The sequence below is a fragment of the Ruegeria sp. YTSB088 genome, from assembly GCF_059609825.1.
On sequence record NZ_JBXWMM010000016.1, the window covers coordinates 59,248 to 81,436 of the forward strand.

Below are 22,189 nucleotides of genomic sequence, written 5' to 3' on the forward strand. Positions count from 1 at the left end.
GTAACGACATGGCAGATATCACCCTTTTGGACGGCTCTATCGGGCAGGAACTGGTAAAACGCAGTGGCAACCGGGCGACACCGCTGTGGTCGACGCGCGTGATGATCGATCACCCCGATTTGGTCGGAGAAGTGCACCGCGACTATTTCCGTCGGGGTGCGACGGTCGCGACAACCAATACTTATGCCGTGCATCGCTCTCGTCTGGTGCGGGTGGGGATGGAAGATCACATGCCCACCCTGATCGACACTGCCCTGACACAGGCCGAACGTGCCCGCACAGAAACCGAGGGGCGGATCGCGGGTGCATTGGGGCCGTTGCTGGCATCATATCGACCCGATCTTAACCCGGACCCGGCAGACGCGGCTGAAAAGTTCGCCGAGCTTGTGACCATGATGGCCGCTCGGGTCGATCTGTTTCTGATCGAGACCGTGTCTTCGGTACAGGAAGCCGAGGGCGCACTGCGAGGCACGGCCGGATGCGGAAAACCGGTTTGGCTGTCCCTTTCGGTCAATGATGACGATGGCGGCTTTCTCAGGTCCGGCGAACCATTGGCGGACATTGCTCCGCTGGTGAAAGAGTTTTCGCCTGATGCCGTGTTGATCAACTGTTCCCGTCCCGAGGCGATCCCGGCGGCGCTGGAGGTTCTGTCCGGCATGAATCGGCCTTTTGGGGCCTACGCCAATGGATTTACGCATATTTCAGATGGCTTCCTTCGGGACGCGCCGACCGTGGATGCCCTGCAAGAGCGCCATGACCTCAGCCCCAAGGCTTATGCGGACCAGGTGATGCGGTGGGTCGATCAGGGGGCAACGATTGTTGGTGGGTGCTGCGAAATCGGACCGGATCATATCGAAGAACTGGCGAACCGGTTGCGGGCCGCCGGTCATAACATCGTCTGAACAAGAAAATGGCGGCAAAACCAACTTCGGCAGCACCAAATCAGGCCATCCGGCATTTCGACATCCTTGTCGCGCCGGGCTTCGTGTTGTTGGAGCTGGCTTCGTTGGTTGAGGTGTTGAGGCTGGCCAACCGTGTATGCCCAAGCCCTCCATTCACCTTCACCTATCGCTCGCTCAAAGGTGGCCCGATTGCCAGCAGCAGTGACGCTGTGGTTCAAACAGAAGCGGTGCCGTCACTGCCTAAGGCGAACTACCTGTTCGTAATCGGCAACTCAGATCCGGATCACCCGGATTTGTCGTTGGGACGGGTGGTGTCGGACTATACCTTCCGGGACGCCAAGGTGTTCCTGCTGGCCGAAGCCGCCAGCCGTTATATCGACGAACAGGGTACAGACGACTTGGCAACCCATTGGGAGAACGCATCGTTCCTGCGGGAACGCGGAGCCCGGTTCGAAGCCAAACTGTCGATCGCAACCCAACAGGGCGCAGTGGTGACATGTGCCGGGATGGAGGCCACAACCGATATCGCCCTGGCAGTGATCGGACGTCATATCTCGGGACCTGCAAAGATGACCGTGGCCGACATCATGTTGCATGAGAACATCCGTGATTTCGCCTCGATGCAGCCATTCTCAGGCGCCAAGTTGACCGCGACGGGAGATTCGAAGCTGGATCAGTGCATAAAGCTCATGCAGGCTAATATCGAAGACCCCCTGCCGATCAATCAGATTGTCGATTCGCTGCACCTGTCGAACCGGTCCCTTGAGCGTAAGTTCAAAACCTTTTTTGGAACCACTCCCAACGGTTTCTACCGGGAAATGCGACTGGCCAAGGCAAATAACCTATTGCTGAACACCACGATGAGCGTTCGCGAAATTGGATTGGCTTGTGGTTTTCCGAACGGTTTTTCGTCCGTCTACAAAAGCTTCTTTGGGGTCACGCCCTTTGTCGTGCGCCGGGAAAAGCGCGCGGCGACACATCGGTGAAAACTGCCGATTTCGTGACGTTTTTGGTGCATTTGTTGTCGGTCTTCCATGGCAACTTGTGCCAAACCTGACACAGCGGAGAATTCAGGATGGTTGATCTTCCCAGCAAGGCCCGTGTGGTCATCATCGGCGGTGGCGTCATCGGATGCTCAGTCGCGTATCATTTGACCAAGAAGGGTTGGAAAGATGTCGTGCTGCTGGAACGCAAGCAGCTGACCAGTGGCACCACCTGGCATGCGGCAGGTCTGATTGCGCAGCTGCGCGCCACTGCAAACATGACCAAGCTGGCGAAGTACAGCCAAGAGCTGTATGGCGCGCTGGAAGAGGAAACCGGCGTCGCTACGGGATTCAAGCGGTGCGGGTCGATCACCGTGGCCCTGACCGAAGAACGCAAAGAGGAAATCTATCGTCAGGCTGCGATGGCACGGGCGTTTGGTGTCGAGGTCGAAGAAATCTCGAATGAGCGCGTGCAGGAGCTGTATCCGCACATCAATCTCGAGGGCGTCAAAGGTGCCGTCTATCTGCCGCTCGACGGGCAGGGTGATCCGGCCAATATTGCGCTGGCTTTGGCCAAGGGCGCGCGCCAGCGCGGGGGCGTGGTGAAAGAGAGGGTTAAGGTCACCGATATCGTCAGGCAGGGCCGGTCGGTTACTGGTGTGGACTGGGTCGCGGATGACGGCAGCGCCTCGGGCCATATCGAATGTGACATGGTGGTAAACTGCGCGGGCATGTGGGGCCACGAAGTTGGCCGCATGGCCGGTGTGAACGTTCCGCTGCATGCCTGCGAACACTTCTACATTGTGACCGAGAACATCAATGGTCTGACCCAGCTGCCGGTGCTGCGTGTGCCGGACGAATGTGCTTATTACAAAGAAGATGCAGGTAAAATCCTGCTGGGTGCGTTTGAACCCAACGCGAAACCTTGGGCGATGAATGGCATCCCGGACACGTTCGAATTCGACCAGCTGCCCGAGGATTTCGACCATTTCGAACCGATCCTCGAAGCCGCCTGCGAACGGATGCCGATGCTGGCCGAGGCGGGCATCCACACCTTCTTCAACGGCCCCGAGAGCTTTACTCCTGATGATGCCTATCATCTGGGTCTGGCGCCCGAGATGGGCAATGTCTGGGTTGCCGCCGGGTTCAATTCGATTGGCATTCAATCGGCCGGTGGTGCAGGCATGGCGTTGGCCGAATGGATGGATACGGGCGAAAAACCGTTCGATCTGGGCGATGTAGACATCAGTCGGATGCAACCGTTTCAAGGGAACAAGCAGTACCTGTTCGAGCGCTCGAAAGAGACCCTGGGCCTGCTCTATGCCGACCACTACCCCTTCCGCCAGAAAGCCACCGCGCGCGGTGTTCGCCGGACTCCGTTCCACCATCACCTGCTGGAACAGGGCGCCGTGATGGGTGAACTGGCCGGGTGGGAGCGCGCCAACTGGTTCGCCAAGGAAGGGCAAGAGCGCGAATACAACTACAGCTGGAAGCGCCAGAACTGGTTCGAGAATTCCGCGGCTGAGCACAGAGCTGTGCGTGAAAATGTGGGCATGTACGACATGTCTTCGTTTGGCAAGATCCGCGTAGAGGGTCCCGATGCCGAAAAGTTCATGAACTATATCGGTGGCGGCGATTACGCAGTGCCCAATGGCAAGATCGTCTACACGCAGTTTCTGAACCGTTCCGGCGGAATCGAGGCGGATGTCACCGTGACACGTCTTACCGAGACTTCCTATTTGGTGGTCACTCCGGCAGCGACCCGTCTGGCGGATCAGACCTGGATGATGCGCCATTCGGGCAATTTCAACGTGGTCATCACCGATGTCACGGCGGGTGAAGGCGTTTTGGCGGTGATGGGCCCGAATTCCCGGGCCTTGCTGGAAAAGGTGTCGCCCAACGACTTCTCGAACGCGGCAAATCCCTTCGGCACCGCGCAGGAAATCGAGATCGGCATGGGCCTCGCCCGTGTCCACCGCGTCACCTATGTGGGCGAGCTTGGATGGGAGATCTATGTATCCTCCGACATGGCGGGCCACGTCTTTGAAACGCTGCACGGGGCGGGGCAGGACATGGGGCTCAAGCTGTGCGGCATGCACATGATGGATAGTTGCCGGATCGAAAAGGGCTTCCGCCATTTCGGGCACGATATCACCTGCGAAGATCACGTCGTCGATGCGGGTTTGGGCTTTGCAGTCAAGGTGGACAAGGGCTGCGATTTCATTGGGCGTGAGGCCGTGATTGCGCGCAAGGAAAGCGGTCCCCGGAACCGTCTGGTCCAGTTCCGCCTGACAGACTCCGAACCACTGCTGTTCCACAATGAACCGATCGTACGGGATGGGGAGTACGTGGGCTACCTGAGTTCCGGCAACTATGGCCATACTCTCGGCGGCGCCATCGGTTTGGGCTACGTGCCATGCCAGGGAGAGAAAGCCGCCGACGTTCTGGCGTCGACCTACGAGATCGACGTGTGTGGCGTGAAGGTCAAAGCCGAAGCGTCACTCAAACCCATGTATGATCCCAAATCCGAACGGGTGAAGGTGTGACCATGGTGTTCGGTGGGGGCTCTGCCCCCGCCGCCTTCGGCGACTCCCCCGAGATATTTTCGGCCAGATGAAGATTGGTTCCCCTTGTTCATCTGGCCCCAAATATCCCGGAGCGCGAGGCAGAGCCTCGCATTTCAGACGTCACCTGAAAAGCGTGGTCCGATAACTCATCAAACATCGTTATGTGACACTTCACTGTTTTCAGAGTTTTCAACCTGTTCAGTTCTGCCGTAAACCGAACCGGTAGCAACCGGAGACCCGATGTGGCTGACCCGCTCTTACCTTCTCAGAACACGGACATACCAAAAGGACTTGCGTTGGCAGTCACGGCTTATGTCCTGTGGGGGTTCCTGCCTCTGTATATGAAAGCGTTGGATCATATGGGGCCGGTCGAGGTCGTGGCGCATCGTGTTATCTGGTCAGTACCCGTGGCGGGGTTGTTGCTAGTGGTACTGGGCCGAACCCGGGATCTGAAGGCTGCGCTTGGCAATCCGAAGATGTTAGGCATGGCCGCTTTGACAGCTGCGCTAATTTCCGTGAACTGGGCGATTTACGTATGGGCCATTTCTACGGGCAACGCGTTGGATGCAGCGCTGGGATATTACATCAACCCTCTGTTCAGTATTGCGCTGGGGGCGATCTTGTTGAGGGAACCCCTGACAAGGACACAACTGTTCGCGGTCGGGTTGGCTGTGATGGGTGTGGTGGTACTTGTGGTAGAGGCCGGTCGATTGCCTTGGGCCGCTCTTGGGTTGATGGTCAGCTGGGGGTTCTACGCGTTTTTCAAACGCTCGCTGCCGATTGGGCCGAACCAGGGTTTTCTGCTTGAGGTCCTGATCCTTTTGATTCCGGCACTGGTTTATATCACCTTTCTGGGTGTGCAGGGCACAGGACATTTCGGCGTGGCGATGTCGGACACTCTATTGTTGTCCTGCGCCGGGGTTGTGACGGCCGTGCCGTTGCTGGTTTACGCAAATGGCGCCAAACTGGTGCGTCTGTCCACGATGGGCATCCTGCAATACATTGCGCCGACCATGATTTTCATTACAGCAATAACCCTGTTCGGTGAGAAGATAGACACAGGCCGGATGATTGCGTTCCCACTGATCTGGGCGGCTCTGGTTGTTTACTCGATCCCTATGATCCGGCAGGTGCGCACTCAGGCCTGAAGCAACAGACGCGCGGCTGCATCTGCCCAAAGCGCATACGCCCGGGGGCTGGGATGATAGCCATCCGGTGCCGCCAGCGCCGGGTCGTCCGGCAGGTCGAGTGGCAGGTGTTGAACATGCGGAAAAGCAGCCGCAACCTCTTGCAGCCCCTGGTCCAGGCGTGCGGCTTGGCATCCAAGCACCCAGGCCAGCGGCTGAGGCAAGGCCGGAAACCTGTTCATCTGCGGGACAGCGGTTATGACGATGCGACGAGCGCCCAGTCCTTCGGAAAGTAAGCGGATGAGACGGGTCTGGCGGCTTGTAAATTGCCCACGTGTCACGGCTCGGGTGACATCATTGACTCCAAGTGCCGTAACGACAGCATCGAATTCGCCATCTATTTGCGTCAGGCGGTCAATCGTATCCTGGGTGGTGTGCCCGGTTGCCGCTTCCAGCTGCCATTCGACCGCGTAGTGCCTGGCCAGACGGTTGACCAGATGTCCGGATAACGCCTGATCCTGCGTGCCTGCGCCCACTCCGGCTGCCGAGCTATCACCGATGATCAGAAGCCGCAGACGCGGCCCGCGACCTCTGCGGCCCTCGCGCGCGCCGGTCGGTTCCGGCAGCAGCTGAGCGTTCCGTCGCACCGATAGGCCCTGCGCGGCAAGCACCGGAAGCAAAGGCACCCGCAAAATCTGATCGACAGATAAGGAACGCGGCATTGTCAGCTCAGCGCGTTTTTGAATTCAAGAAAACGAGCGTCGGTCATGACCCGCGCCATCATGGCATCGCGCAAGGCACCCACCGTTTTGTAGGGGCGCATGACGACCTCGAAAGTCTGAATCAACCCGCTGTCATTCAGCGTAACAAGATCCACGCCGATACCATCCAGATCACCGACTTTGCATTGGAACTCCAACGCCCAGTCTTTCCCGTCGCCCATGACGCGCCGATAACGAAATTCTGAAAACACCTGCCCGACATGCCCCAGAACGGCAGCGACCGGAGCGCGCCCTGTCCAGGTGCTGTAGTAGGTTGGTGGCAGGAACTGCACATCTTCGGCCAAGAGTTCGTGGATCAAGGCCTCATCGCCTTTCGCGACAACCTCTTGCATGCGTTCAATTGTCGGGTGCATGGCATCTCCTCCGCTTTTGGGGTGAAGGTCACCGAACATGGGCGGGCATGCAAGGACGACGTTGCGGGAGGCCACGAGCTGGGATAGGCACCCTGCATGAGCGACACCTATGATCCCCCTCAAACCCCGCTGGATGTGTTGCATGAAGATGCGCAGCTGATCGTGGTGAACAAGCCTTCGGGCTTGCTTTCGGTTCCGGGGCGGGGCGCGCATCTGTCAGATTGTCTGTTGACCCGGGTGCAGGATGCATTTCCACAAGCACTGCTGGTGCACCGGTTGGACCGGGATACGTCCGGTGTCATGGTCTTTGCCCAAACGCCGCACGCGCAGCGCAACCTGAGCATGCAATTCGAGCAGCGTCAGACCCGCAAAACCTATGTCGCCCGTGTCTGGGGGCAGCTGGAACCCAAGACCGGTACCGTTGACCTGCCTCTGATCGTGGACTGGCCCAACCGGCCCAGACAGATGGTTTGTCATGGGACGGGCAAACCTGCCGTGACGGACTGGCGCGTTGTGAAGACCGAAGGCGATACGACGCGTGTGCGTCTGTTTCCCAAAACGGGCCGGTCTCATCAGCTTCGCGTTCACATGCAGGCGCTGGGCCACCCGATCCTGGGCGATCCATTCTATGCGACAGGCGATGCGCTGGACTTCCCCAGATTGATGCTGCATTCAGAAGAGCTGCGCCTGAAGCACCCGGAAGGTGGGGTTTCGATGAAGTTTCGGGCCCGGCCCGAGTTCTGATTTCAGGCCGTGCTGGTCCAGAGCATCTTCAGATTTCCCAGCGAAAAACGTCTTGATCGTTTCTTTGAAACAGGTTGCTTGCACTGCCGGGCCATGGCGATTTCGCGCTCGATCTCGAAGGCGCGCAGGGTGTGGTCCTGAGACCATTGCCCCAGCCTGAGTGTCATCATGACGTGGGTGTCGAGGTAAGGCATTTTTCGTGCTCCTTTTTTTGTTGCCATTCCAATCTGGCCCATCACTCCTGACACCTTCTTGTCAGTGGGGTGTGCTAGGGTGTCAGCATGTTGACAGGAGGATGCCATGCGCCGTTCGACCCGATTGTTTGAAATCATCCAGATCCTGCGGGCTGCGGGCACTCCGGTCACGGCAGAGGCACTGGCCGCAAGGTTGGAGGTGTCCGTGCGCACGGTCTATCGGGACATTGCCGAGTTACAGGCGCAACGGACGCCCATCGAAGGAGAGGCCGGTATTGGGTACGTGATGCGACGCGGCTACGATTTGCCGCCGCTCAATTTCGATGCAGAAGAAGTTGAGGCTTTGTGGGTTGGCCTGTCCCTTCTTGCACGTACCGGCGACAGCCACCTGCAAAGGGCCGCCAACCGGATATGCCAGAAGATAGACGCGCTGCATTGTCCTGCAGACTGGCTACAGGTGGCGCCATGGGGTGCCCCGGCGGACGATCCGGAAAAGGGTTGTGTATCGATCGCACATTACCGCGAGGCCATTCGGGCAGAACGGAAAATTCGTATCACCTATGAAGATGGCGAAGGCGAACGCACGGCCCGGGTCGTGCGTCCTCTGGCGCTGATCTACCACATCGAATGCACGATGCTGGCAGGCTGGTGTGAACTGCGCAACGGCTTTCGCCATTTCCGCACCGACCGTATCTGGTCCAGCGAATGCACGGAAGAAAGCTTTTCAGGACAGAGCAGGTCGTTGCGCGATCTCTGGCAGGAACAGCAGAATACAGAAACGCTCGTTGAATCGGTGTGAATACGTGTTTGGCGGGTATTCGCCTACTTCACCGCATTGTTGCTTGAGCCACCAAGCCTGCACAGTGATATACTGAGGAAAACGAAGCATGCCCGAATAACGGGTGCTGGAGCAGAAGGTGATATCATGACGATTTCCAAGTTTTTCGTGGCCACAGGCTTGTGTTCAGCCCTTGTGTTGGCGGCCTGTACCGATCCGGCCACGCTGACAGTACAAAACGATCCGAACCAGAACGCCAAACAGGGCGCCGTATTGGGTGGTCTGGTTGGCGCTGGTATCGGGGCGATTGCCAATAACTCGAACCCGGGTCTTGGTGCGCTGGCCGGTGCTGCAATCGGTGCTGCCGGGGGCGGTGTGATTGGCAATCAACTGGACAAGCAGGCCGCGGAGCTGCGTCAACAGCTGGCAAATGACGGAATTACAATCGTCAACGCAGGCGATCGCCTGATTGTGACGGTCCCGAATGATATCACCTTTGACACCGACAGTTCGACCGTGCGCCCGGCGCTGCGGTCTGATCTGGTGAAAGTGGGCCAGAACCTGGTTAACTACCCGAACTCGAACGTGCAGATCATCGGTCACACCGACAGCGACGGAGACGCAACCTACAATCAGGGCCTGTCAGAGCGTCGCGCAAATGCCGTGGCCGATATTCTTCAGGCCAATGGTGTCAGCTACAACCGTATTCGCACGATCGGGCAGGGCGAAAACAACCCTGTCGCCTCCAACCTCACGCCGGAAGGAAAATCGCAAAACCGGCGTGTCGAGATTGTCGTGGTGCCCAGCGGAAACGCGTAACCACTGCGTACTGTGAACAGCGGGGTCGCCCTTTGGGCGGCCCCGTTCGCGCATTGACTGTGCGTCAAATGGGGTTTGGATCAGGGTGAACTCGGTCTAACTTGCGACAAACACAGAAACGGAGCTTTCCCGATGTCCCAACCGACCCTTCTTGGCCTGTCCGGGTCCCTGCGTCAGAACGCGACCAACCGTAAGCTTCTGCGCGAGGCGGCACGGTTGTTCGATCCGGTGAGCTTTGTTGAAGCGGATTTGAACCTGCCCCTCTACGATGGTGATCTGGAAGACGAAGAAGGGATTCCCGAGACGGTTCAGACGCTGGCCAATCAGATCGCGCAAGCCGATGCGGTGATCATTTCGACACCTGAGTACAACAAGGGTCCATCAGGCGTTCTGAAGAACGCGCTGGATTGGGTCAGCCGTACGCAAGGCAATCCATGGGCCGACAAACCGGTTGCGGTAATGTCGGCGGCCGCTGGTCGTGCAGGCGGGGAACGGGCGCAGATGATCCTGCGGGCCTGTATGGTTCCCTTTCAGCCGCGCATCCAGCAGGGGCCCGAAATCCATCTGGCGAACAGTTCGAGTGAGTTCGACGATCAGGGGAAGCTGCGTTCGGATCGATACGAAAAGCCTTTGCATGAATTGATGCAGAAACTTCGGGCCGAGGCCGGTTTCTGAGCGCGGGTCAGACAAATGACGCAAGAGCGACAGACCGATCTCTTGGACCCGGCCCGAGCGGCCGCATTTCAGGTGGCGCTGGGCGCTGTGCCTACGATCGGCAGTGGTTCGGATTTGCCGCCCTTCTTCCATCAGCTTTATTTCTGGATCGCGCAACCGGCTGCCGCATTGGGCAGGGATGGGCATCCCAAGGTTGGGGGCCTGATCCCGGATATGGGGTTGCCGCGCAGAATGTGGGCCGGGGGGCGGTTGACCTTTCACGCACCATTGGTCGCAGGGATCACCGCCGAAAAGAAATCGGTTCTTGAAAGTCAAGGCACCAAGGTGGGGCGGTCCGGCCCGTTGGGCTTTGTCACTTTACGGCACGAGATCTGGCAGAACGGTCAGTTGCGCCTGACAGAGTGGCAGGATCTTGTCTATCGCGAAGATCCTGCGCCGGATGCTGAAATGCCTCAACCGCCCAGAGCGCGCACCGATGAAACTGATGTCCGCGAAGTCGGGTTCGATTCAACGTTGTTGTTCCGCTACTCGGCTCTGACCTTCAATGGCCACCGTATTCACTATGATCTGGACTATGCGCGCGATGTGGAAGGATACGGCGGGCTGGTCGTGCACGGGCCGCTATTGGCGCAACTTCTGATGCTGTTCGCGGTCGACCTGAGCGGTCCGCTTGCATCGTTTTCGTTCCGTGCGACTTCACCGTTGATGCATTTCGAAACTGCCCAGTTGTGCCGGAGAAATGAAAAGATGTGGGTGCGCGGCCCTGACGGGCGGCAATGCATGCAGGCCGTCGTACAGTCACAGTGAGGCTTCGGGCCGGAACTCATCAGGGATCGTATCCCGGTCTTCCAGCATAAGATCGGCCATGACCTCGGCGATTTTGGGGGCCATGCCGAACCCGATTTTGAACCCGCCATTGGCGATGAACTGACCATGATGCAGTGGATGTGCCCCCAACATCGCTGCACGGCTTTTGCTGCGTGGGCGCACTCCGGCCCAGCGTTCGATCACCTCGGCCCCATGCAACAGAGGCAGCGCACGCGTGGCGCGGTCGATCACATCATCCAGCGACTCGTCCGTGCTGGTTGGGTCATCGTAGTCCCGTTCCGAGGTTGATCCTATCGCAAGTGTTCCGTCAGCATGAGGCACAATGTGAACCGTGTCGGCGAATAGTTGCGGCACTTCTCCCGCGTCGAAGCGCAACAGGGCGGCTTGTCCTTTGACACCGTTCCCAATGGTCTTGCCGTAGGCTGTGTTCAGTTCCTGTAATCCTGCAATGCCGGTAGCGTGGACAATTTGTCCCTTGTTGTCATCGCCATCTCTGACAACCTGGACGCCCATGACTTCGAGAGCAGCGACAAGAGCGGCGCAGGCCCGCCTTGGGTGTATCCGTGCCGTCAACGTATCCCGGATGACAAAACCTGTGGGGCTGGGCGGGCACCATGAACCCGCTTGGGCCGTGGTGACGACACGCCATTCCGCGCGGCCTTGCCAAAGCTCATCTGCGGTGCCTGCGCGTTGGCGGGCCAATTCCAGGCCACGCGCGTCCGGGATTGGTTGAAGACGGCCCAGCCGGCCGTAGCCGGGAGAAACCCCGCCGGTGTATTCGACCTGTCGCCAGAACGGTTCAGCCATAATCAGGCTGTCGAACTGAAAAGCTTTCTTGGCGTTCCAGTTTTCCGGCACATGCGGGGCCAACGCGCCGACCAGACCTCCGCTGGACCCCGCGCCCGGTCCGAACGGATCGACAACCTGCACGTTTGCGCCGCGTCGCGCACAAATCCAGGCGATGGACAGGCCGAAAATTCCTGCGCCGCGAACCGTCACATCGACCATTGCCAATTTCCTTTACGTTGTTCAGTGTCGCGCCGCTTAGGTACAGGATTCCCCGATGGCAGACCAGCGCGCCAAATTGACGTGGACCGAAGATCAGATCCCGGTCTCGGATTGCTTCGACGACCCTTATTATTCGTTGCAGAACGGGCTGGAAGAGACGCGCCATGTGTTTCTGGCGGGAAATGATTTGCCTGCGCGGTTTACGCCAGGGTTTCACATTGCCGAGTTGGGTTTTGGCACCGGCCTGAACCTGCTGACGGCCTGGTCAGAATGGGAGGCATCCGGCCAGAAAGGGCCATTGCGTTTTACCAGTTTCGAAGCCTTTCCCATGGCCGCGGAAGACATGCAACGTGCGCTTGAGTCCTTTCCTGAATTGCATCCGTGGAGCAGCCGGTTTCTGGCGCATTGGACGGGGCGCACATGTACATTGGAGTCGCTTCAGTTTGAGGTGGTGATCGGCGACGCGCGCGAGACATTGCCGAACTGGGAGGGTATGGCAGATGCCTGGTTTCTCGACGGCTTTTCACCGGCCAAGAACCCTGAATTGTGGGGCGCGGACCTGATGCAGGAAGTGGCAAACCACACTGCCACGGGGGGGACGGCGGCCACGTATACGGCCGCTGGTTTTGTGCGCCGGGGGCTTGAGGGTGCCGGTTTCAACGTTACCCGCACGCCCGGCTATGGCCGCAAGCGGCACATGACGCGGGCACACAAGGCATGACCCAGAAGAACAATGTAGGCGCGGGCATCGTCTTGATGGTGGGCGCGACGATTGTCTTCGCCCTGCAGGACGGTATCTCGCGCCATCTGGCCGGAACCTACAACACCTACATGGTGGTCATGATCCGCTATTGGTTCTTTGCGGCTTTCGTCATCGCTCTGGCTGCGCGGGCCCCAGGTGGGTTAAAGGCGGCAACAAAGACCAATCAGTTGGTTTTGCAGATTGTGCGGGGCGTGTTGCTGGCTGCCGAAATATGCATCGCGGTGTTCGGGTTTACGGTCCTTGGCCTGATCGACAGTATGGCCGTCTTCATTTGCTATCCTTTGCTTGTCGCCGCGCTGAGCGGGCCGGTTCTGGGTGAAAATGTCGGATGGCGGCGGTGGGTCGCGATCGGCGTAGGATGCATCGGAGTTCTGATCATTCTGCAACCGGGTGCCGGGGTCTTTAACCCGTGGGCTGTCATACCTTTGATCTCTGCGTTTCTGTTTGCGATCTATGGTCTTTTGACGCGATATGTTGCCCGTAAGGACAGCGCGGCGACCAGCTTTTTCTGGACCGGTGTCGCCGGTGCCGTGGCGATGACCGTGTTTGGCATGTGGTTCTGGGAGCCGATGGCGCGCGGCGATTGGCTCTGGATGGCGCTGCTTTGCGTCAGTGGGGTATTCGGGCACTGGTTGCTGATCAAGTGTTATGAGATGGCCGAAGCCAGTGCGGTTCAACCCTTTGCATATTTCCACCTGGTTTGGAGCGCGATCCTGGGAATTTCGATCTTTGGCGAAACGTTGCGCCCCGAAGTCATGGCGGGCGCAACCATCGTCGTGGCCGCAGGCCTGTTCACCTTATGGCGCGAACGCCGCCAGAGATGAACCGATCAGTTCCTGCGAAAAAGGAATCGGAAGGGCGGCCTGCCCCAGGCGGGCACGGTAGACAGGCAGGCTTTCGGTCACGCGCATAACGTAGTTCCGCGTTTCGCTGAACGGGATCGTCTCGATCCAGTCGACGATATCAACCTCGCCAGCGCGCGGATCACCATAGCGTTCCATCCACGAGATCGGTCGTCTTGGCCCGGCGTTATACCCCGCGGCCATCATCACCACGTTGCCGTTGAAATCGGCCGCCAGACCGGAAAGGTAGTTGGCCCCAAGCTTTGCGTTGTATTTCCAGTCGGTGGTCAAACGCCCGGTTTGATGGCCGCCGAGAATGCCCAACTCACCTGCAACCAGCTTGGCCGTGGCGGGCATTACCTGCATCAGACCGCGCGCTCCTGCACCGCTGACAACAACCGGGTCGAACTCGCTTTCGCGGCGCGCGATGGCCAGTGTCATTTCCTTTGCCATAGGCAATCGCATATCGGCCACCGGGTGAACCGGGTAATAGGCCGCAGGAAGGACAGTACCGTTGGTCGCCGCCCGTTTGGCGATCATTACGGCCAGATGCGGTTGTTGCAGTTCAATCACCAGATCGCCCAGCTGACTGGCCTGCACTGGATCAAGGCCTTCGACCAGATGGGTCAGGAACCTTTCGGACAGGGTTGCTTCTCCGGCTTTCAGCAGTAGCAACCCGGCCTCTAAAACGCTGGAATCGGCAAACTCCGCCTGCCGCCAATGCGGTGCGCGACGCGGATTGGCAAGTTCCGAATCAAAGGGCCGCCCGATCCGTTCCGCAGCCAGCAGGCCGTAGAATGAGGTCTGGTAATCAGCCCCAATCGCGTAGGCGTCATACGCCTTTTCCGCGTCACCCAGTTCCGCGTAGGCGCGCCCAAGCCAATAGCCACCACGCCCTTTTGAAATCGGAGATTTGACCGCGTCCAAAAAATTCTGGAAATGGCGAACGGCCGTGGCTGGATCATTCAGCTTTCGAAGAGCCAGAAACCCGGCCAGCCACTCAAGATCGGCATAGCCGTATCCCATCTCAGGGGTCATGTGATGATTGGCGGCCACATCATATGCGCGCGCCGCACGGCCTGATCGCATCTCCAGCCGGGCAAGCCGGCGTCGTCCTTCGGCCCATTTGTCGGGCTCACCCAAGGCGTCAGGCCCGGTTGAACGCGCCAGCATCAGATCGACGGCGCTGTCATCCAGCTCTTTCTTGTCGCGCCAGACAAAACGGTCGAATGCCAGCCCCGGCGCATCTGCCAGAGACTTCGGAACTGCCGACACCTTGGTGTCCACGCCGGGTTGGCGTTTCTGCAAAGCTATGCGCGCTTCTGCCAGTTTACGTTCGTCCGAACTGACCAAAGGCAACATCTGCCCGGCGCTCACAAGATGACCGTCCCACAACATTCTGTCCAACCGCGCTGCGTGATGCGGTTTCAGCAATGTGGCAAAGTTCTCCAGATAGCTCCTTTGCAGGCCCGAGCCCATTGGCATGGTGCGCCAGGCGGTCACAATGTCAGCCTCCGCTTCTCCGGTGCGTCCCTTGGCTTTCAGGGCAACGGCATAGTTCAATGCGCCCTCTGCTGTCTGAGGCGGCATGTCGGCGTAGAATTTCAAAACCCTGTCCGGATCGGCTCCGGTGAAAACAGGCTCGCTCTTGCGGCGCAGCCATGCCAGCCCGGGCCAGTCCGGGCGACGTTCAAGAAACACCAGTACGTCGCCAGAGCTGCCGAAGCCTTCGCGCAGCCAGTGCCAGACGATGATATCGCGCGATACGGAACCCCGCTGGCCGGATACGCGCAATGCGGCGTTCCAGTCGCCTTTGCGCATCTCGTTGAGCCCGGCGCGTAAATCAGCCGAAGCGTCTGCCTGCGCAGAGTGCGGTGCTGTCACCAAATACAGAATCACAGCAGTCAACAGTGCCAGAAAGCGTGTCATCCCTTGCATTTCCCAACCAACCGAGGATAGAGCCTGTGAGGATAAACCGTGTGTCGCCGGGATCAACTCACAAAGCTGGAAACGTGAGAGACCGCGGCGCAAAAACAGCAAAATGCACCTTGAAGGAGCGTGTCATGTTCAAAGGCTCGATGCCAGCCCTCGTCACCCCGTTCAACAACGGCGAGTTGGACCTGAAGACGCTCAAACATTTTGTGGATTGGCAGATATCCGAAGGTTCGACCGGGCTGGTGCCTGTCGGAACCACCGGCGAAAGCCCGACGCTCAGCCACGAAGAGCATGAAACGGTAATCGAAGAGGTTGTCAAAACGGCCGCGGGCCGCGTTCCGGTCATTGCCGGTGCCGGGTCGAACAACACGGTCGAAGCTGTCCGCTTCGTTCAATTCGCTGAAAAAGTCGGGGCGGATGCCGCGCTGGTCGTTACGCCGTATTACAACAAACCGACTCAGCGCGGTCTGATCGCGCATTTCGAGGCTCTGCATGCGGCCGCGGATATCCCGATCATCATCTACAACATTCCAGGCCGTTCAGTCATTGATATGACGCCTGCCACAATGGGTGAACTGGCCAAGCTTCCCCGTATCGTCGGGGTCAAGGATGCAACGGGCGACCTGGCCCGTGTCAGCCAGCAGCGCGCTGCCTGTGGCGCAGATTTCTGCCAACTGTCCGGCGAAGACGCCACGGCCCTTGGGTTCAATGCCCATGGTGGTGTTGGCTGCATCTCGGTGACTGCAAACGTGGCACCTAAGCTCTGCGCCGAATTCCAGCAGGCCACGCTGGCTGGAGATTATGCAAAAGCGTTGGAGTATCAGGACAAACTGATGCCGCTGCATGAGGCGATCTTCATCGAGCCGGGCCTTGTCGCTGCCAAATATGCGCTCAGCAAACTGGGCCTTTGCAGCACCGAAGTCCGCTCCCCTCTGACTGAGCTGGAAGACAGCACCAAGGATGCAATTGAGGCCGCAATGGCCCATGCTGGCCTGATCTGACTGGTATTTCAGAATACGACGAAGGGCGGCCTCGAACCTTGAGCGCCGCCCTCTTTTCGATGTATCCAGACTTCATCTGGCTAAAAAAATCCCGGGGGAGTCGCGGCTTGCCGCGATGGGGGCAGAGCCCCTCTACCGTTTCCCGTAGTAGAGCCCGACGACATGTTCGGCCTGCGCAAAAAACAACCAGCGCGACGTTGCCACGCCTGCCAGGTGGGATGCCACAGCCAACAGGGCGAAGACGTGATTGAACGGCAATAGCAGAAGCAAAACCGGCAGTACAAAGGCCAGAACAAACGAGATTACCCGCAGTTTCTCTGCGTGTTTGCGACCCACCACGTGAACAAACTCCCGCAGTAGATAATTGGTTCCGGTATGCGGCGGCTCAAAGGCGCGGACGGAGCCGCGTGCGCCAAGCCCGGTGGCTGTTCCCAGATCCGTTCCCGATGATGCAAACGCCTGATCTCCCTTGCGCCAGTACAGGATCTGCACCAGCGCCGCGATCAGCAGCAGAGGTAGAGCTGCGCTTGTCTGACCAGCCAGCAATGCACCGCCGGCCAGGCTGAAGCTGAGGAACATGGCGGGTGTCAGGTTCATATTCCAGCGTGGGATGGTCTTGAGCTGCGTGTAGATCATCGAGGTCGTAAACACTGTGGCCAGCGACAGCACTGCGCCGATCCAACCCAGAAAACTCCAGCGTTGGTCAAGAAACACCACGCCAATCGCATAGAGTCCCATGATGACCAGCGCGAGTACGGCACACCAACCTTCACGGCTGAGCCAGCTGGTTTTCCATTGAGTGAAGGCCTTCAAGGCCCGTTCCGGATGGCCGAGGTGGAACGTCGAGGCCAAAAGCCCGCCGACGGCCAGACCATAGGCAATGGCGAAGAACACAAAAGCTATCCAACCCGAGACAGCCGGAAACCCCAGGGCAAGGAAGAACAGCAGTCCAAATCCCAGACCTGACAGGGTGGTGAACAGGATGACGGAGGGTGCGGGATGCATCAGAGTTTCTCCAACGTCTTGTCGAGCCAGCCGAGGAACCCTTTGGGCTCGTCGGCGATGGGTGCCAGCAGGGGGGCCAGTATGTCGATCTGGTCTTCCACTGTGTCCTTGGGGCGCGGGGGCAGGTATTTGTTGACGGGTTTGGTGCCCATTTCCGGCATCAAATCCATGCCGCCTCGTTCTGCAACCAGCTGGCTGACATCGCTGTCAGGGTCGCCCAGATCGCCAAAGTGCCTTGCGCCCGCAGGGCAGGTGCGAACACAGGAGGGGATACGGTCGACTTCTGGGAGGTTCTCGTTGTAGATGCGGTCAACACAAAGTGTGCATTTCTTCATCACGCCTTCGGCCATATCCAGTTCCCGCGCACCGTAGGGGCAGGACCAGGCGCACAGGCCGCATCCGATACAATCGATTTCATTGACCAACACGATGCCATCCTCGACCCGCTTGTAGCTGGCTCCGGTGGGGCAAACGGTAACGCAGGGCGCGTCTTCGCAATGCAGGCAGGATTTTGGGAAGTGGATCAGCTGGGCGTGCCCATCGGCAGGTTGCACTTCGTAGGAATGCACGCGGTTGAGGAAGGTGCCCGAAGGGTTTGCACCGTAGGCGTCCTGATCCGAAAGCGGGGCCCCGTAGTTTTCAGTGTTCCAGCCTTTACAGGAAACAACGCAGGCGTGGCAGCCAACACAGGTGTCCAGGTCGATGACCAGACCCATCTTGCGGTCGGTGGAGTTTGGTAGCTGGGTCATGTCAGTGAACCTCTGCTGTGGGGGGCAGGTGAGGGGGTCGGCCCCCTCTTGAGCCTGCGGCTCAATTCACCCCCGGGATATTTTTGGCCAGATGAAGTGCGGATCCGGGTCATTTGCCCACCTTCCAGACCAGGTTCTCAGGGCCGGTTCCGACCGGAGATTGGATCGGGTCGAAATTCGGCTGGCTTTGCGCATCGGCGGGCGCGTCGGTTTTTTCGATTTTAACCTTCAGGTCGAACCATGCCGCCTGACCTGTGATCGGGTCCGAGTTGGCCCAGCGCATTCCATCTTCTTTGGACGGCAGCAATTCGTGAATCAGGTGGTTGAGCAGGAAACCTTTGGTCGCCTCCGGCGCGTCGTTCTGCAAGGCCCAGGCACCTTTGCGTTTGCCGATTGCGTTCCACGTCCAGACCGTGTTGTCGTTCAGCGCGGCCATCTCCATCACAGGCACGGTGATCTCACCATGGGGGGAACTGACTTTTGCCCAGTCTCCGTCTTGCAGGTTGTGTTCTCGCATCAGTTTGGTCGGGACATAAAGCGGGTTGTGCCCGTGCAATTGGCGCAGCCAAGCGTTCTGTGTACCCCAACTGTGATACATGGCCATTGGGCGTTGGGTCAGGGCGTTGACGGTGAAGCCTTCATTGCCCTGCTGGTCGGTTTCGTACCAGATCGGCAGCGGATCCATGGTGTCCTTGATGCGCTGGCGCAGGTGCTCGGGCGGCTGGCGGTCTCCGTGACCTTCGGCAGCCAGCTGGAAACGGCGCATCGGTTCGGAATAGAGCTGGAACAGATAGGGCTGAGGGCTGTCATAGATGCCCATCCCCACGGCCCAGTCCTGATACGCGGTGTTCCACGGCTTGTAGTAATCCGCGCCTTTCGGGATATGCGCCACATAAAACCCGCCGTTTTCGATATACTGGTTCAGCTGGTTCGGATTGACTTCGCCGCGGCCTTCCTTGTCGCCGTCCGGCCCCCGGAAGCCGGCCAGCGGGCCGATGCCGGGGCGTCGTTCGTGGTTGACGATGTAATCTGCGTAGTCTTTCCACTTTGGGCTGCCGTCTTCATTCGTGAAACCCGGCAGGCTCATGCGGTTGGCCAGTTCGATCAGAACCGACTGGAAGCCACGCACGTCGCGGTCGGGTTCGACCACCGGCCAGCGAATGGAATCTGCTGCGGCGTCGGCCTCGCAGATCGGGCGGTCCAGCAGAGAGATACAGTCGTGCCGCTCGAGATAGGTGGTGTCGGGCAGGATCAAGTCGGCATAAGCCACCATTTCCGAAGAATAGGCATCGGAGTAAATGATGCGTGGGATGACGTAATTGCCGTCTTCGGTTTTGGCCGTCAGCATCTCCATCACACCTTTGGTGTTCATGGAGGAGTTCCACGACATGTTCGCCATATACATGAACAGCGTGTCGATCTTGTAGGGATCACCGGCAGCCGCGTTCGAGATCACCATATGCATCAACCCGTGCACGGACATCGGGTTTTCCCAGGTAAATGCCTTGTCGATGCGCTGAGGTGTACCGCAGTCGTCCAGCAGCAGGTCTTCGGGACCCCGTGGAAAGCCCAGATGCGGGCCGTTCAGCGGGCGTCCTGGTCGCCTGTCGCCATGGGGGGTCGGGTGCGCTTCAACCGGTTTGGGGTAGGGTGGCTTGAAGCGGAAACCGCCTGGCACCTCGACTGTTCCCAGCAGGATCTGAAGCACGTGCAGAGCGCGGCAGGTCTGGAATCCGTTGGCATGGGCCGAAATGCCCCGCATGGCATGGAAGCTGACGGGACGACCAGTCATCTTGGTGTGCTTTTCACCCCGAAAATCAACCCATTCCTGATCCAGTTCGATCGCTTCGTCAAAGGCGACCCGGGCGATTTCGGCGGCAATAGCCCGGATACGTTGGGCGGGGATGCCACAGTGATTGGCCACCGCCTCGGGCGCGTGTTCGTCGCTGAGGTATTTCTCGGCCATCAGGTGGAAAACGGGACGGTGCGTCACACCGTCCTTGTCATAGGTCGCCGACAGGTCCGGGCGCACGCCGGGCTTGTCGAATGCGGTTGGCTTGCCCGTTTTGCGATCAATTACCAGCGGCTTGCCGTCCTCGTCGCGCAGGAACAGACCCTTTTCCGCACCCTCGCTAGCGTTCAACAGAACCGGCGCATTGGTATAGCGGCTCAGGTAATCCAGATCGATCTTGCCGGCTTTCATCAGCACGTGGATCAGCGACAAAATGAACAGCCCATCTGTTCCGGGTGTGATGCCGACCCAGTCATCGGCAACAGCGTTATAGCCCGAGCGGATAGGATTCACACCGATCATCCGTGCGCCGCGTGCCTTGATCTTGCCAATCCCCATTTTTATCGGGTTGCTGTCGTGATCCTCGGCCACGCCAAAGAGCATGAACAGTTTGGTGTGATCCCAATCGGGCTGACCAAACTCCCAAAACGCGCCGCCCATCGTGTAAATACCGCCGGCGGCCATGTTGACCGAGCAGAAGCCGCCATGGGCTGCATAGTTCGGAGTGCCGAAATTCTGGGCCCAGAAACTGGTGAAGCTCTGACTCTGGTCGCGGCCAGTGAAGAAGGCCAGCTTTTGCGGTGCGGTTTCATGCAGTTCGTTCAGCCAGCCAACAGCAGTGCTGAGCGCCTCGTCCCACTCGATTTCGCGAAATTCACCCGAGCCGCGTGGGCCGACACGCTTGAGCGGTTTGCGTAGGCGAGAGGGGGCGTTGACCTGCATAATCCCGGCAGAGCCCTTGGCACACAGCACACCCTTGTTGACCGGGTGGTCTCGGTTTCCTTCAATATAGGCAACCTTGCCGTCTTTCATGTGAACGTTGATGCCGCAGCGGCAGGCGCACATATAACAGGTGGTTTTGCGGACCTCGTCCGAAACTTTCGGAGACGTTTCAAGGATCGGCTGCTGATGGGTCATTGGCGGGTCCTGTCGGTTGTGTCGGGAGGACTGTGTCACTTTCCTTCCGGTTTGAGAACATCGTTCTGGAAACGACGCGAGTTCTGGGCTTTATTCCCTGATAGCTTGCAGTGCGGTCACGGCGATCATCTGGGTCACATCTTCGGCGCTGCATCCGCGGGACAGGTCGTTGGCAGGCTGGGCCAGCCCCTGCAAAACCGGGCCGATCGCGGCGTAGCCACCCAGCCTTTGAGTGATCTTGTAGCCGATATTGCCGGCGTCGAGATTGGGAAAGACCATCACGTTGGCCTGACCGGCGACCGAAGATCCGGGCGATTTGCGATCCCCGACCGAGGGCACGAAGGCCGCGTCGAACTGAAGCTCGCCATCGACCTCGAGATCCGGGGAAATCTGGCGCAGTGTTTCGGTGGCTTCGATCACCTTGTCTACATCGGGATGGCTTGCGCTGCCCTTGGTCGAGAAGCTGAGCATGGCGATTTTGGGGTCAACCCTCAGCAGTGCCCGCGCCGACTTGGCCGAGGCGACGGCAATTTTGCTCAACTCGTCAGCGCTGGGATCGATGACCAGACCGCAGTCCGAATAGAGCATTGCCCGCGCTCCGGGCTGTGCGTTTTCCGGCGGGTACATCAGGAAAAAGGACGATACCATTCCTGCATCCGGGGCCATGCCGATCACCTGAATGGCCGCGCGTACAATGTTTCCGGTCGTGTGAACGGCGCCACCTACGGTTCCAGTGGCCCGCCCGCTGCGTACCAGCATGGCGGCATAGACAGGCGGTGTTTCAACGGCGGCACGGGCCTTGGTTGGATCGAGGCCCTTGTGTTGGCGCAGTTCAAAATAGGTTTGGGCAAATTCCTCGGTCAGGTCCGAGGTCGCCGGGTCGTGAACCATGACGTTCTCAGAGGGAGCGGCATTCTGGTTTTTGAGGGCGGCTTCGACTTCGGCTTGTGGGCCGACCAGAATGACATCAGCCAGCCCGGTCTGCTGGGCGGCCAGCGCCCCCGCAACAACGCGGGGATCACTGCCTTCGCATAAAGAAATCACAGGGCGGGAGGCCGGGGCGTTCTGACGCAACAGCTCAATGGGTGTCATTGTCATACGCTCTGGCCTCGTCCTTTGATCAAGCTTCCTGATCTTTCATTTCGTCGGCTGAGATTCCGGCGACTGCGACGGGTTTTTTCATTGCGTCGCGGCGGAAGGGTTCG

At 59.0% G+C, this 22,189-nt stretch carries 21 protein-coding genes; 12 read left to right on the forward strand and 9 right to left on the reverse strand.

The features are described from left to right. The first annotated feature begins 8 nt into the window (after window positions 1-8). The 4 genes from AC2FFA_RS20280 to rarD all read left to right on the forward strand — a co-directional run bounded on the left by AC2FFA_RS20280 (window position 9) and on the right by rarD (window position 5,600). Window positions 9-902 carry a homocysteine S-methyltransferase family protein gene (locus AC2FFA_RS20280; protein ID WP_496853040.1) on the forward strand — a complete coding sequence of 298 codons (894 nt, stop codon included), beginning with the start codon at window positions 9-11 and terminating at the stop codon, window positions 900-902. 8 nt (window positions 903-910) lie between these two features. Next, a complete protein-coding gene (locus tag AC2FFA_RS20285; RefSeq protein WP_496853041.1) occupies window positions 911-1,888 on the forward strand; it encodes a GlxA family transcriptional regulator in 978 nt (325 codons plus the stop codon). Window positions 1,889-1,977: 89 nt separating this feature from the next. Further along, entirely contained in the window at window positions 1,978-4,431 is a 2,454-nt protein-coding gene (locus AC2FFA_RS20290) for a GcvT family protein (RefSeq protein ID WP_496853042.1), read from the forward strand. A gap of 263 nt (window positions 4,432-4,694) precedes the next feature. Next, the gene (rarD, locus tag AC2FFA_RS20295) at window positions 4,695-5,600 is read left to right on the forward strand and encodes an EamA family transporter RarD (RefSeq protein WP_496853044.1); all 906 of its coding nucleotides are present in this window, start codon (window positions 4,695-4,697) and stop codon (window positions 5,598-5,600) included. Here the strand turns inward: rarD and AC2FFA_RS20300 are convergent. Together AC2FFA_RS20300 and AC2FFA_RS20305 are read right to left on the reverse strand one after the other, a co-directional pair. Continuing rightward, window positions 5,591-6,301, reverse strand: coding sequence for an SGNH/GDSL hydrolase family protein (locus AC2FFA_RS20300; protein WP_496853046.1), 711 nt, complete (start codon window positions 6,299-6,301; stop codon window positions 5,591-5,593). The genes rarD and AC2FFA_RS20300 overlap by 10 nt on opposite strands. A 2-nt stretch (window positions 6,302-6,303) precedes the next feature. Then, window positions 6,304-6,714: a nuclear transport factor 2 family protein gene (locus AC2FFA_RS20305; protein WP_496853048.1), complete on the reverse strand. Its 411-nt coding sequence runs from the start codon at window positions 6,712-6,714 to the stop codon at window positions 6,304-6,306. 96 nt (window positions 6,715-6,810) lie between these two features. On the opposite strand from AC2FFA_RS20305, the gene AC2FFA_RS20310 reads away from it, so the two are divergent. After that, the gene (locus AC2FFA_RS20310) at window positions 6,811-7,458 is read left to right on the forward strand and encodes an RluA family pseudouridine synthase (protein ID WP_496853049.1); all 648 of its coding nucleotides are present in this window, start codon (window positions 6,811-6,813) and stop codon (window positions 7,456-7,458) included. 2 nt (window positions 7,459-7,460) lie between these two features. Here the strand turns inward: AC2FFA_RS20310 and AC2FFA_RS20315 are convergent, their stop codons facing one another. Next, window positions 7,461-7,652: a hypothetical protein gene (locus tag AC2FFA_RS20315; protein ID WP_170345624.1), complete on the reverse strand. Its 192-nt coding sequence runs from the start codon at window positions 7,650-7,652 to the stop codon at window positions 7,461-7,463. A gap of 106 nt (window positions 7,653-7,758) precedes the next feature. Here AC2FFA_RS20315 and AC2FFA_RS20320 point away from each other — a divergent pair, with 106 nt between their 5' ends. The 4 genes from AC2FFA_RS20320 (at window position 7,759) to AC2FFA_RS20335 (ending at window position 10,731) form a co-directional block, all read left to right on the forward strand. Then, window positions 7,759-8,451, forward strand: coding sequence for a helix-turn-helix transcriptional regulator (locus tag AC2FFA_RS20320; protein WP_496675557.1), 693 nt, complete (start codon window positions 7,759-7,761; stop codon window positions 8,449-8,451). 126 nt (window positions 8,452-8,577) lie between these two features. After that, window positions 8,578-9,249 carry a YiaD family glycine zipper/OmpA-like lipoprotein gene (locus AC2FFA_RS20325; RefSeq protein ID WP_117872101.1) on the forward strand — a complete coding sequence of 224 codons (672 nt, stop codon included), beginning with the start codon at window positions 8,578-8,580 and terminating at the stop codon, window positions 9,247-9,249. Window positions 9,250-9,381: 132 nt separating this feature from the next. After that, complete coding sequence (locus AC2FFA_RS20330) at window positions 9,382-9,924, forward strand: NADPH-dependent FMN reductase (protein ID WP_117872103.1); 543 nt, start codon at window positions 9,382-9,384, stop codon at window positions 9,922-9,924. 15 nt (window positions 9,925-9,939) lie between these two features. Next, a complete protein-coding gene (locus AC2FFA_RS20335) occupies window positions 9,940-10,731 on the forward strand; it encodes an HTD2 family dehydratase (RefSeq protein WP_496853052.1) in 792 nt (263 codons plus the stop codon). Here the strand turns inward: AC2FFA_RS20335 and AC2FFA_RS20340 are convergent. Continuing rightward, entirely contained in the window at window positions 10,723-11,760 is a 1,038-nt protein-coding gene (locus tag AC2FFA_RS20340) for an NAD(P)/FAD-dependent oxidoreductase (RefSeq protein ID WP_496853054.1), read from the reverse strand. The genes AC2FFA_RS20335 and AC2FFA_RS20340 overlap by 9 nt on opposite strands. A 55-nt stretch (window positions 11,761-11,815) precedes the next feature. On the opposite strand from AC2FFA_RS20340, the gene mnmC2 reads away from it, so the two are divergent. Together mnmC2 and AC2FFA_RS20350 are read left to right on the forward strand one after the other, a co-directional pair. Next, a complete protein-coding gene (mnmC2, locus tag AC2FFA_RS20345; RefSeq protein ID WP_496675566.1) occupies window positions 11,816-12,481 on the forward strand; it encodes a tRNA (5-methylaminomethyl-2-thiouridine)(34)-methyltransferase MnmC2 in 666 nt (221 codons plus the stop codon). Further along, a complete protein-coding gene (locus AC2FFA_RS20350; protein WP_496675569.1) occupies window positions 12,478-13,347 on the forward strand; it encodes a DMT family transporter in 870 nt (289 codons plus the stop codon). Before mnmC2 ends, AC2FFA_RS20350 begins: the two co-directional genes overlap by 4 nt. Here the strand turns inward: AC2FFA_RS20350 and AC2FFA_RS20355 are convergent. Continuing rightward, complete coding sequence (locus tag AC2FFA_RS20355; RefSeq protein ID WP_496675571.1) at window positions 13,321-15,294, reverse strand: lytic transglycosylase domain-containing protein; 1,974 nt, start codon at window positions 15,292-15,294, stop codon at window positions 13,321-13,323. The two genes, AC2FFA_RS20350 and AC2FFA_RS20355, sit on opposite strands and share 27 nt — an antisense overlap. Window positions 15,295-15,428: 134 nt before the next feature. Here AC2FFA_RS20355 and dapA point away from each other — a divergent pair, with 134 nt between their 5' ends. Beyond that, a complete protein-coding gene (gene dapA, locus AC2FFA_RS20360; protein WP_299900852.1) occupies window positions 15,429-16,301 on the forward strand; it encodes a 4-hydroxy-tetrahydrodipicolinate synthase in 873 nt (290 codons plus the stop codon). A 132-nt stretch (window positions 16,302-16,433) separates the two neighbouring features. Here dapA and AC2FFA_RS20365 read toward each other — a convergent pair whose 3' ends face one another. The 4 genes from AC2FFA_RS20365 to pta form a co-directional block, all read right to left on the reverse strand. Continuing rightward, complete coding sequence (locus AC2FFA_RS20365) at window positions 16,434-17,306, reverse strand: dimethyl sulfoxide reductase anchor subunit family protein (RefSeq protein ID WP_299900850.1); 873 nt, start codon at window positions 17,304-17,306, stop codon at window positions 16,434-16,436. Next, on the reverse strand, window positions 17,306-18,055 hold the full coding sequence (locus AC2FFA_RS20370) for a 4Fe-4S dicluster domain-containing protein (RefSeq protein WP_117872120.1): 750 nt from the start codon (window positions 18,053-18,055) through the stop codon (window positions 17,306-17,308). Before AC2FFA_RS20370 ends, AC2FFA_RS20365 begins: the two co-directional genes overlap by 1 nt. 109 nt (window positions 18,056-18,164) lie before the next feature. Further along, entirely contained in the window at window positions 18,165-20,984 is a 2,820-nt protein-coding gene (locus tag AC2FFA_RS20375) for a molybdopterin oxidoreductase family protein (protein WP_496853056.1), read from the reverse strand. A 90-nt stretch (window positions 20,985-21,074) separates the two neighbouring features. Further along, entirely contained in the window at window positions 21,075-22,082 is a 1,008-nt protein-coding gene (gene pta / locus AC2FFA_RS20380; RefSeq protein WP_496853057.1) for a phosphate acetyltransferase, read from the reverse strand. Between the last annotated feature and the right edge of the window lie 107 nt (window positions 22,083-22,189).

Bases quoted from the DNA above. Each gene is read 5' to 3' on its own strand.
- AC2FFA_RS20280 (WP_496853040.1), top strand. From the start codon at position 9: ATGGCAGATATCACCCTTTTGGACGGCTCTATCGGGCAGGAACTGGTA.
- AC2FFA_RS20285 (WP_496853041.1), top strand. From the start codon at position 911: ATGGCGGCAAAACCAACTTCGGCAGCACCAAATCAGGCCATCCGGCAT.
- AC2FFA_RS20290 (WP_496853042.1), top strand. From the start codon at position 1,978: ATGGTTGATCTTCCCAGCAAGGCCCGTGTGGTCATCATCGGCGGTGGC.
- AC2FFA_RS20300 (WP_496853046.1), bottom strand. From the start codon at position 6,301: ATGCCGCGTTCCTTATCTGTCGATCAGATTTTGCGGGTGCCTTTGCTT.
- AC2FFA_RS20305 (WP_496853048.1), bottom strand. From the start codon at position 6,714: ATGCACCCGACAATTGAACGCATGCAAGAGGTTGTCGCGAAAGGCGAT.
- AC2FFA_RS20310 (WP_496853049.1), top strand. From the start codon at position 6,811: ATGAGCGACACCTATGATCCCCCTCAAACCCCGCTGGATGTGTTGCAT.
- AC2FFA_RS20315 (WP_170345624.1), bottom strand. From the start codon at position 7,652: ATGCCTTACCTCGACACCCACGTCATGATGACACTCAGGCTGGGGCAA.
- AC2FFA_RS20320 (WP_496675557.1), top strand. From the start codon at position 7,759: ATGCGCCGTTCGACCCGATTGTTTGAAATCATCCAGATCCTGCGGGCT.
- AC2FFA_RS20325 (WP_117872101.1), top strand. From the start codon at position 8,578: ATGACGATTTCCAAGTTTTTCGTGGCCACAGGCTTGTGTTCAGCCCTT.
- AC2FFA_RS20330 (WP_117872103.1), top strand. From the start codon at position 9,382: ATGTCCCAACCGACCCTTCTTGGCCTGTCCGGGTCCCTGCGTCAGAAC.
- AC2FFA_RS20335 (WP_496853052.1), top strand. From the start codon at position 9,940: ATGACGCAAGAGCGACAGACCGATCTCTTGGACCCGGCCCGAGCGGCC.
- AC2FFA_RS20340 (WP_496853054.1), bottom strand. From the start codon at position 11,760: ATGGTCGATGTGACGGTTCGCGGCGCAGGAATTTTCGGCCTGTCCATC.
- mnmC2 (WP_496675566.1), top strand. From the start codon at position 11,816: ATGGCAGACCAGCGCGCCAAATTGACGTGGACCGAAGATCAGATCCCG.
- AC2FFA_RS20350 (WP_496675569.1), top strand. From the start codon at position 12,478: ATGACCCAGAAGAACAATGTAGGCGCGGGCATCGTCTTGATGGTGGGC.
- AC2FFA_RS20355 (WP_496675571.1), bottom strand. From the start codon at position 15,294: ATGACACGCTTTCTGGCACTGTTGACTGCTGTGATTCTGTATTTGGTG.
- dapA (WP_299900852.1), top strand. From the start codon at position 15,429: ATGTTCAAAGGCTCGATGCCAGCCCTCGTCACCCCGTTCAACAACGGC.
- AC2FFA_RS20365 (WP_299900850.1), bottom strand. From the start codon at position 17,306: ATGCATCCCGCACCCTCCGTCATCCTGTTCACCACCCTGTCAGGTCTG.
- AC2FFA_RS20370 (WP_117872120.1), bottom strand. From the start codon at position 18,055: ATGACCCAGCTACCAAACTCCACCGACCGCAAGATGGGTCTGGTCATC.
- AC2FFA_RS20375 (WP_496853056.1), bottom strand. From the start codon at position 20,984: ATGACCCATCAGCAGCCGATCCTTGAAACGTCTCCGAAAGTTTCGGAC.
- pta (WP_496853057.1), bottom strand. From the start codon at position 22,082: ATGACAATGACACCCATTGAGCTGTTGCGTCAGAACGCCCCGGCCTCC.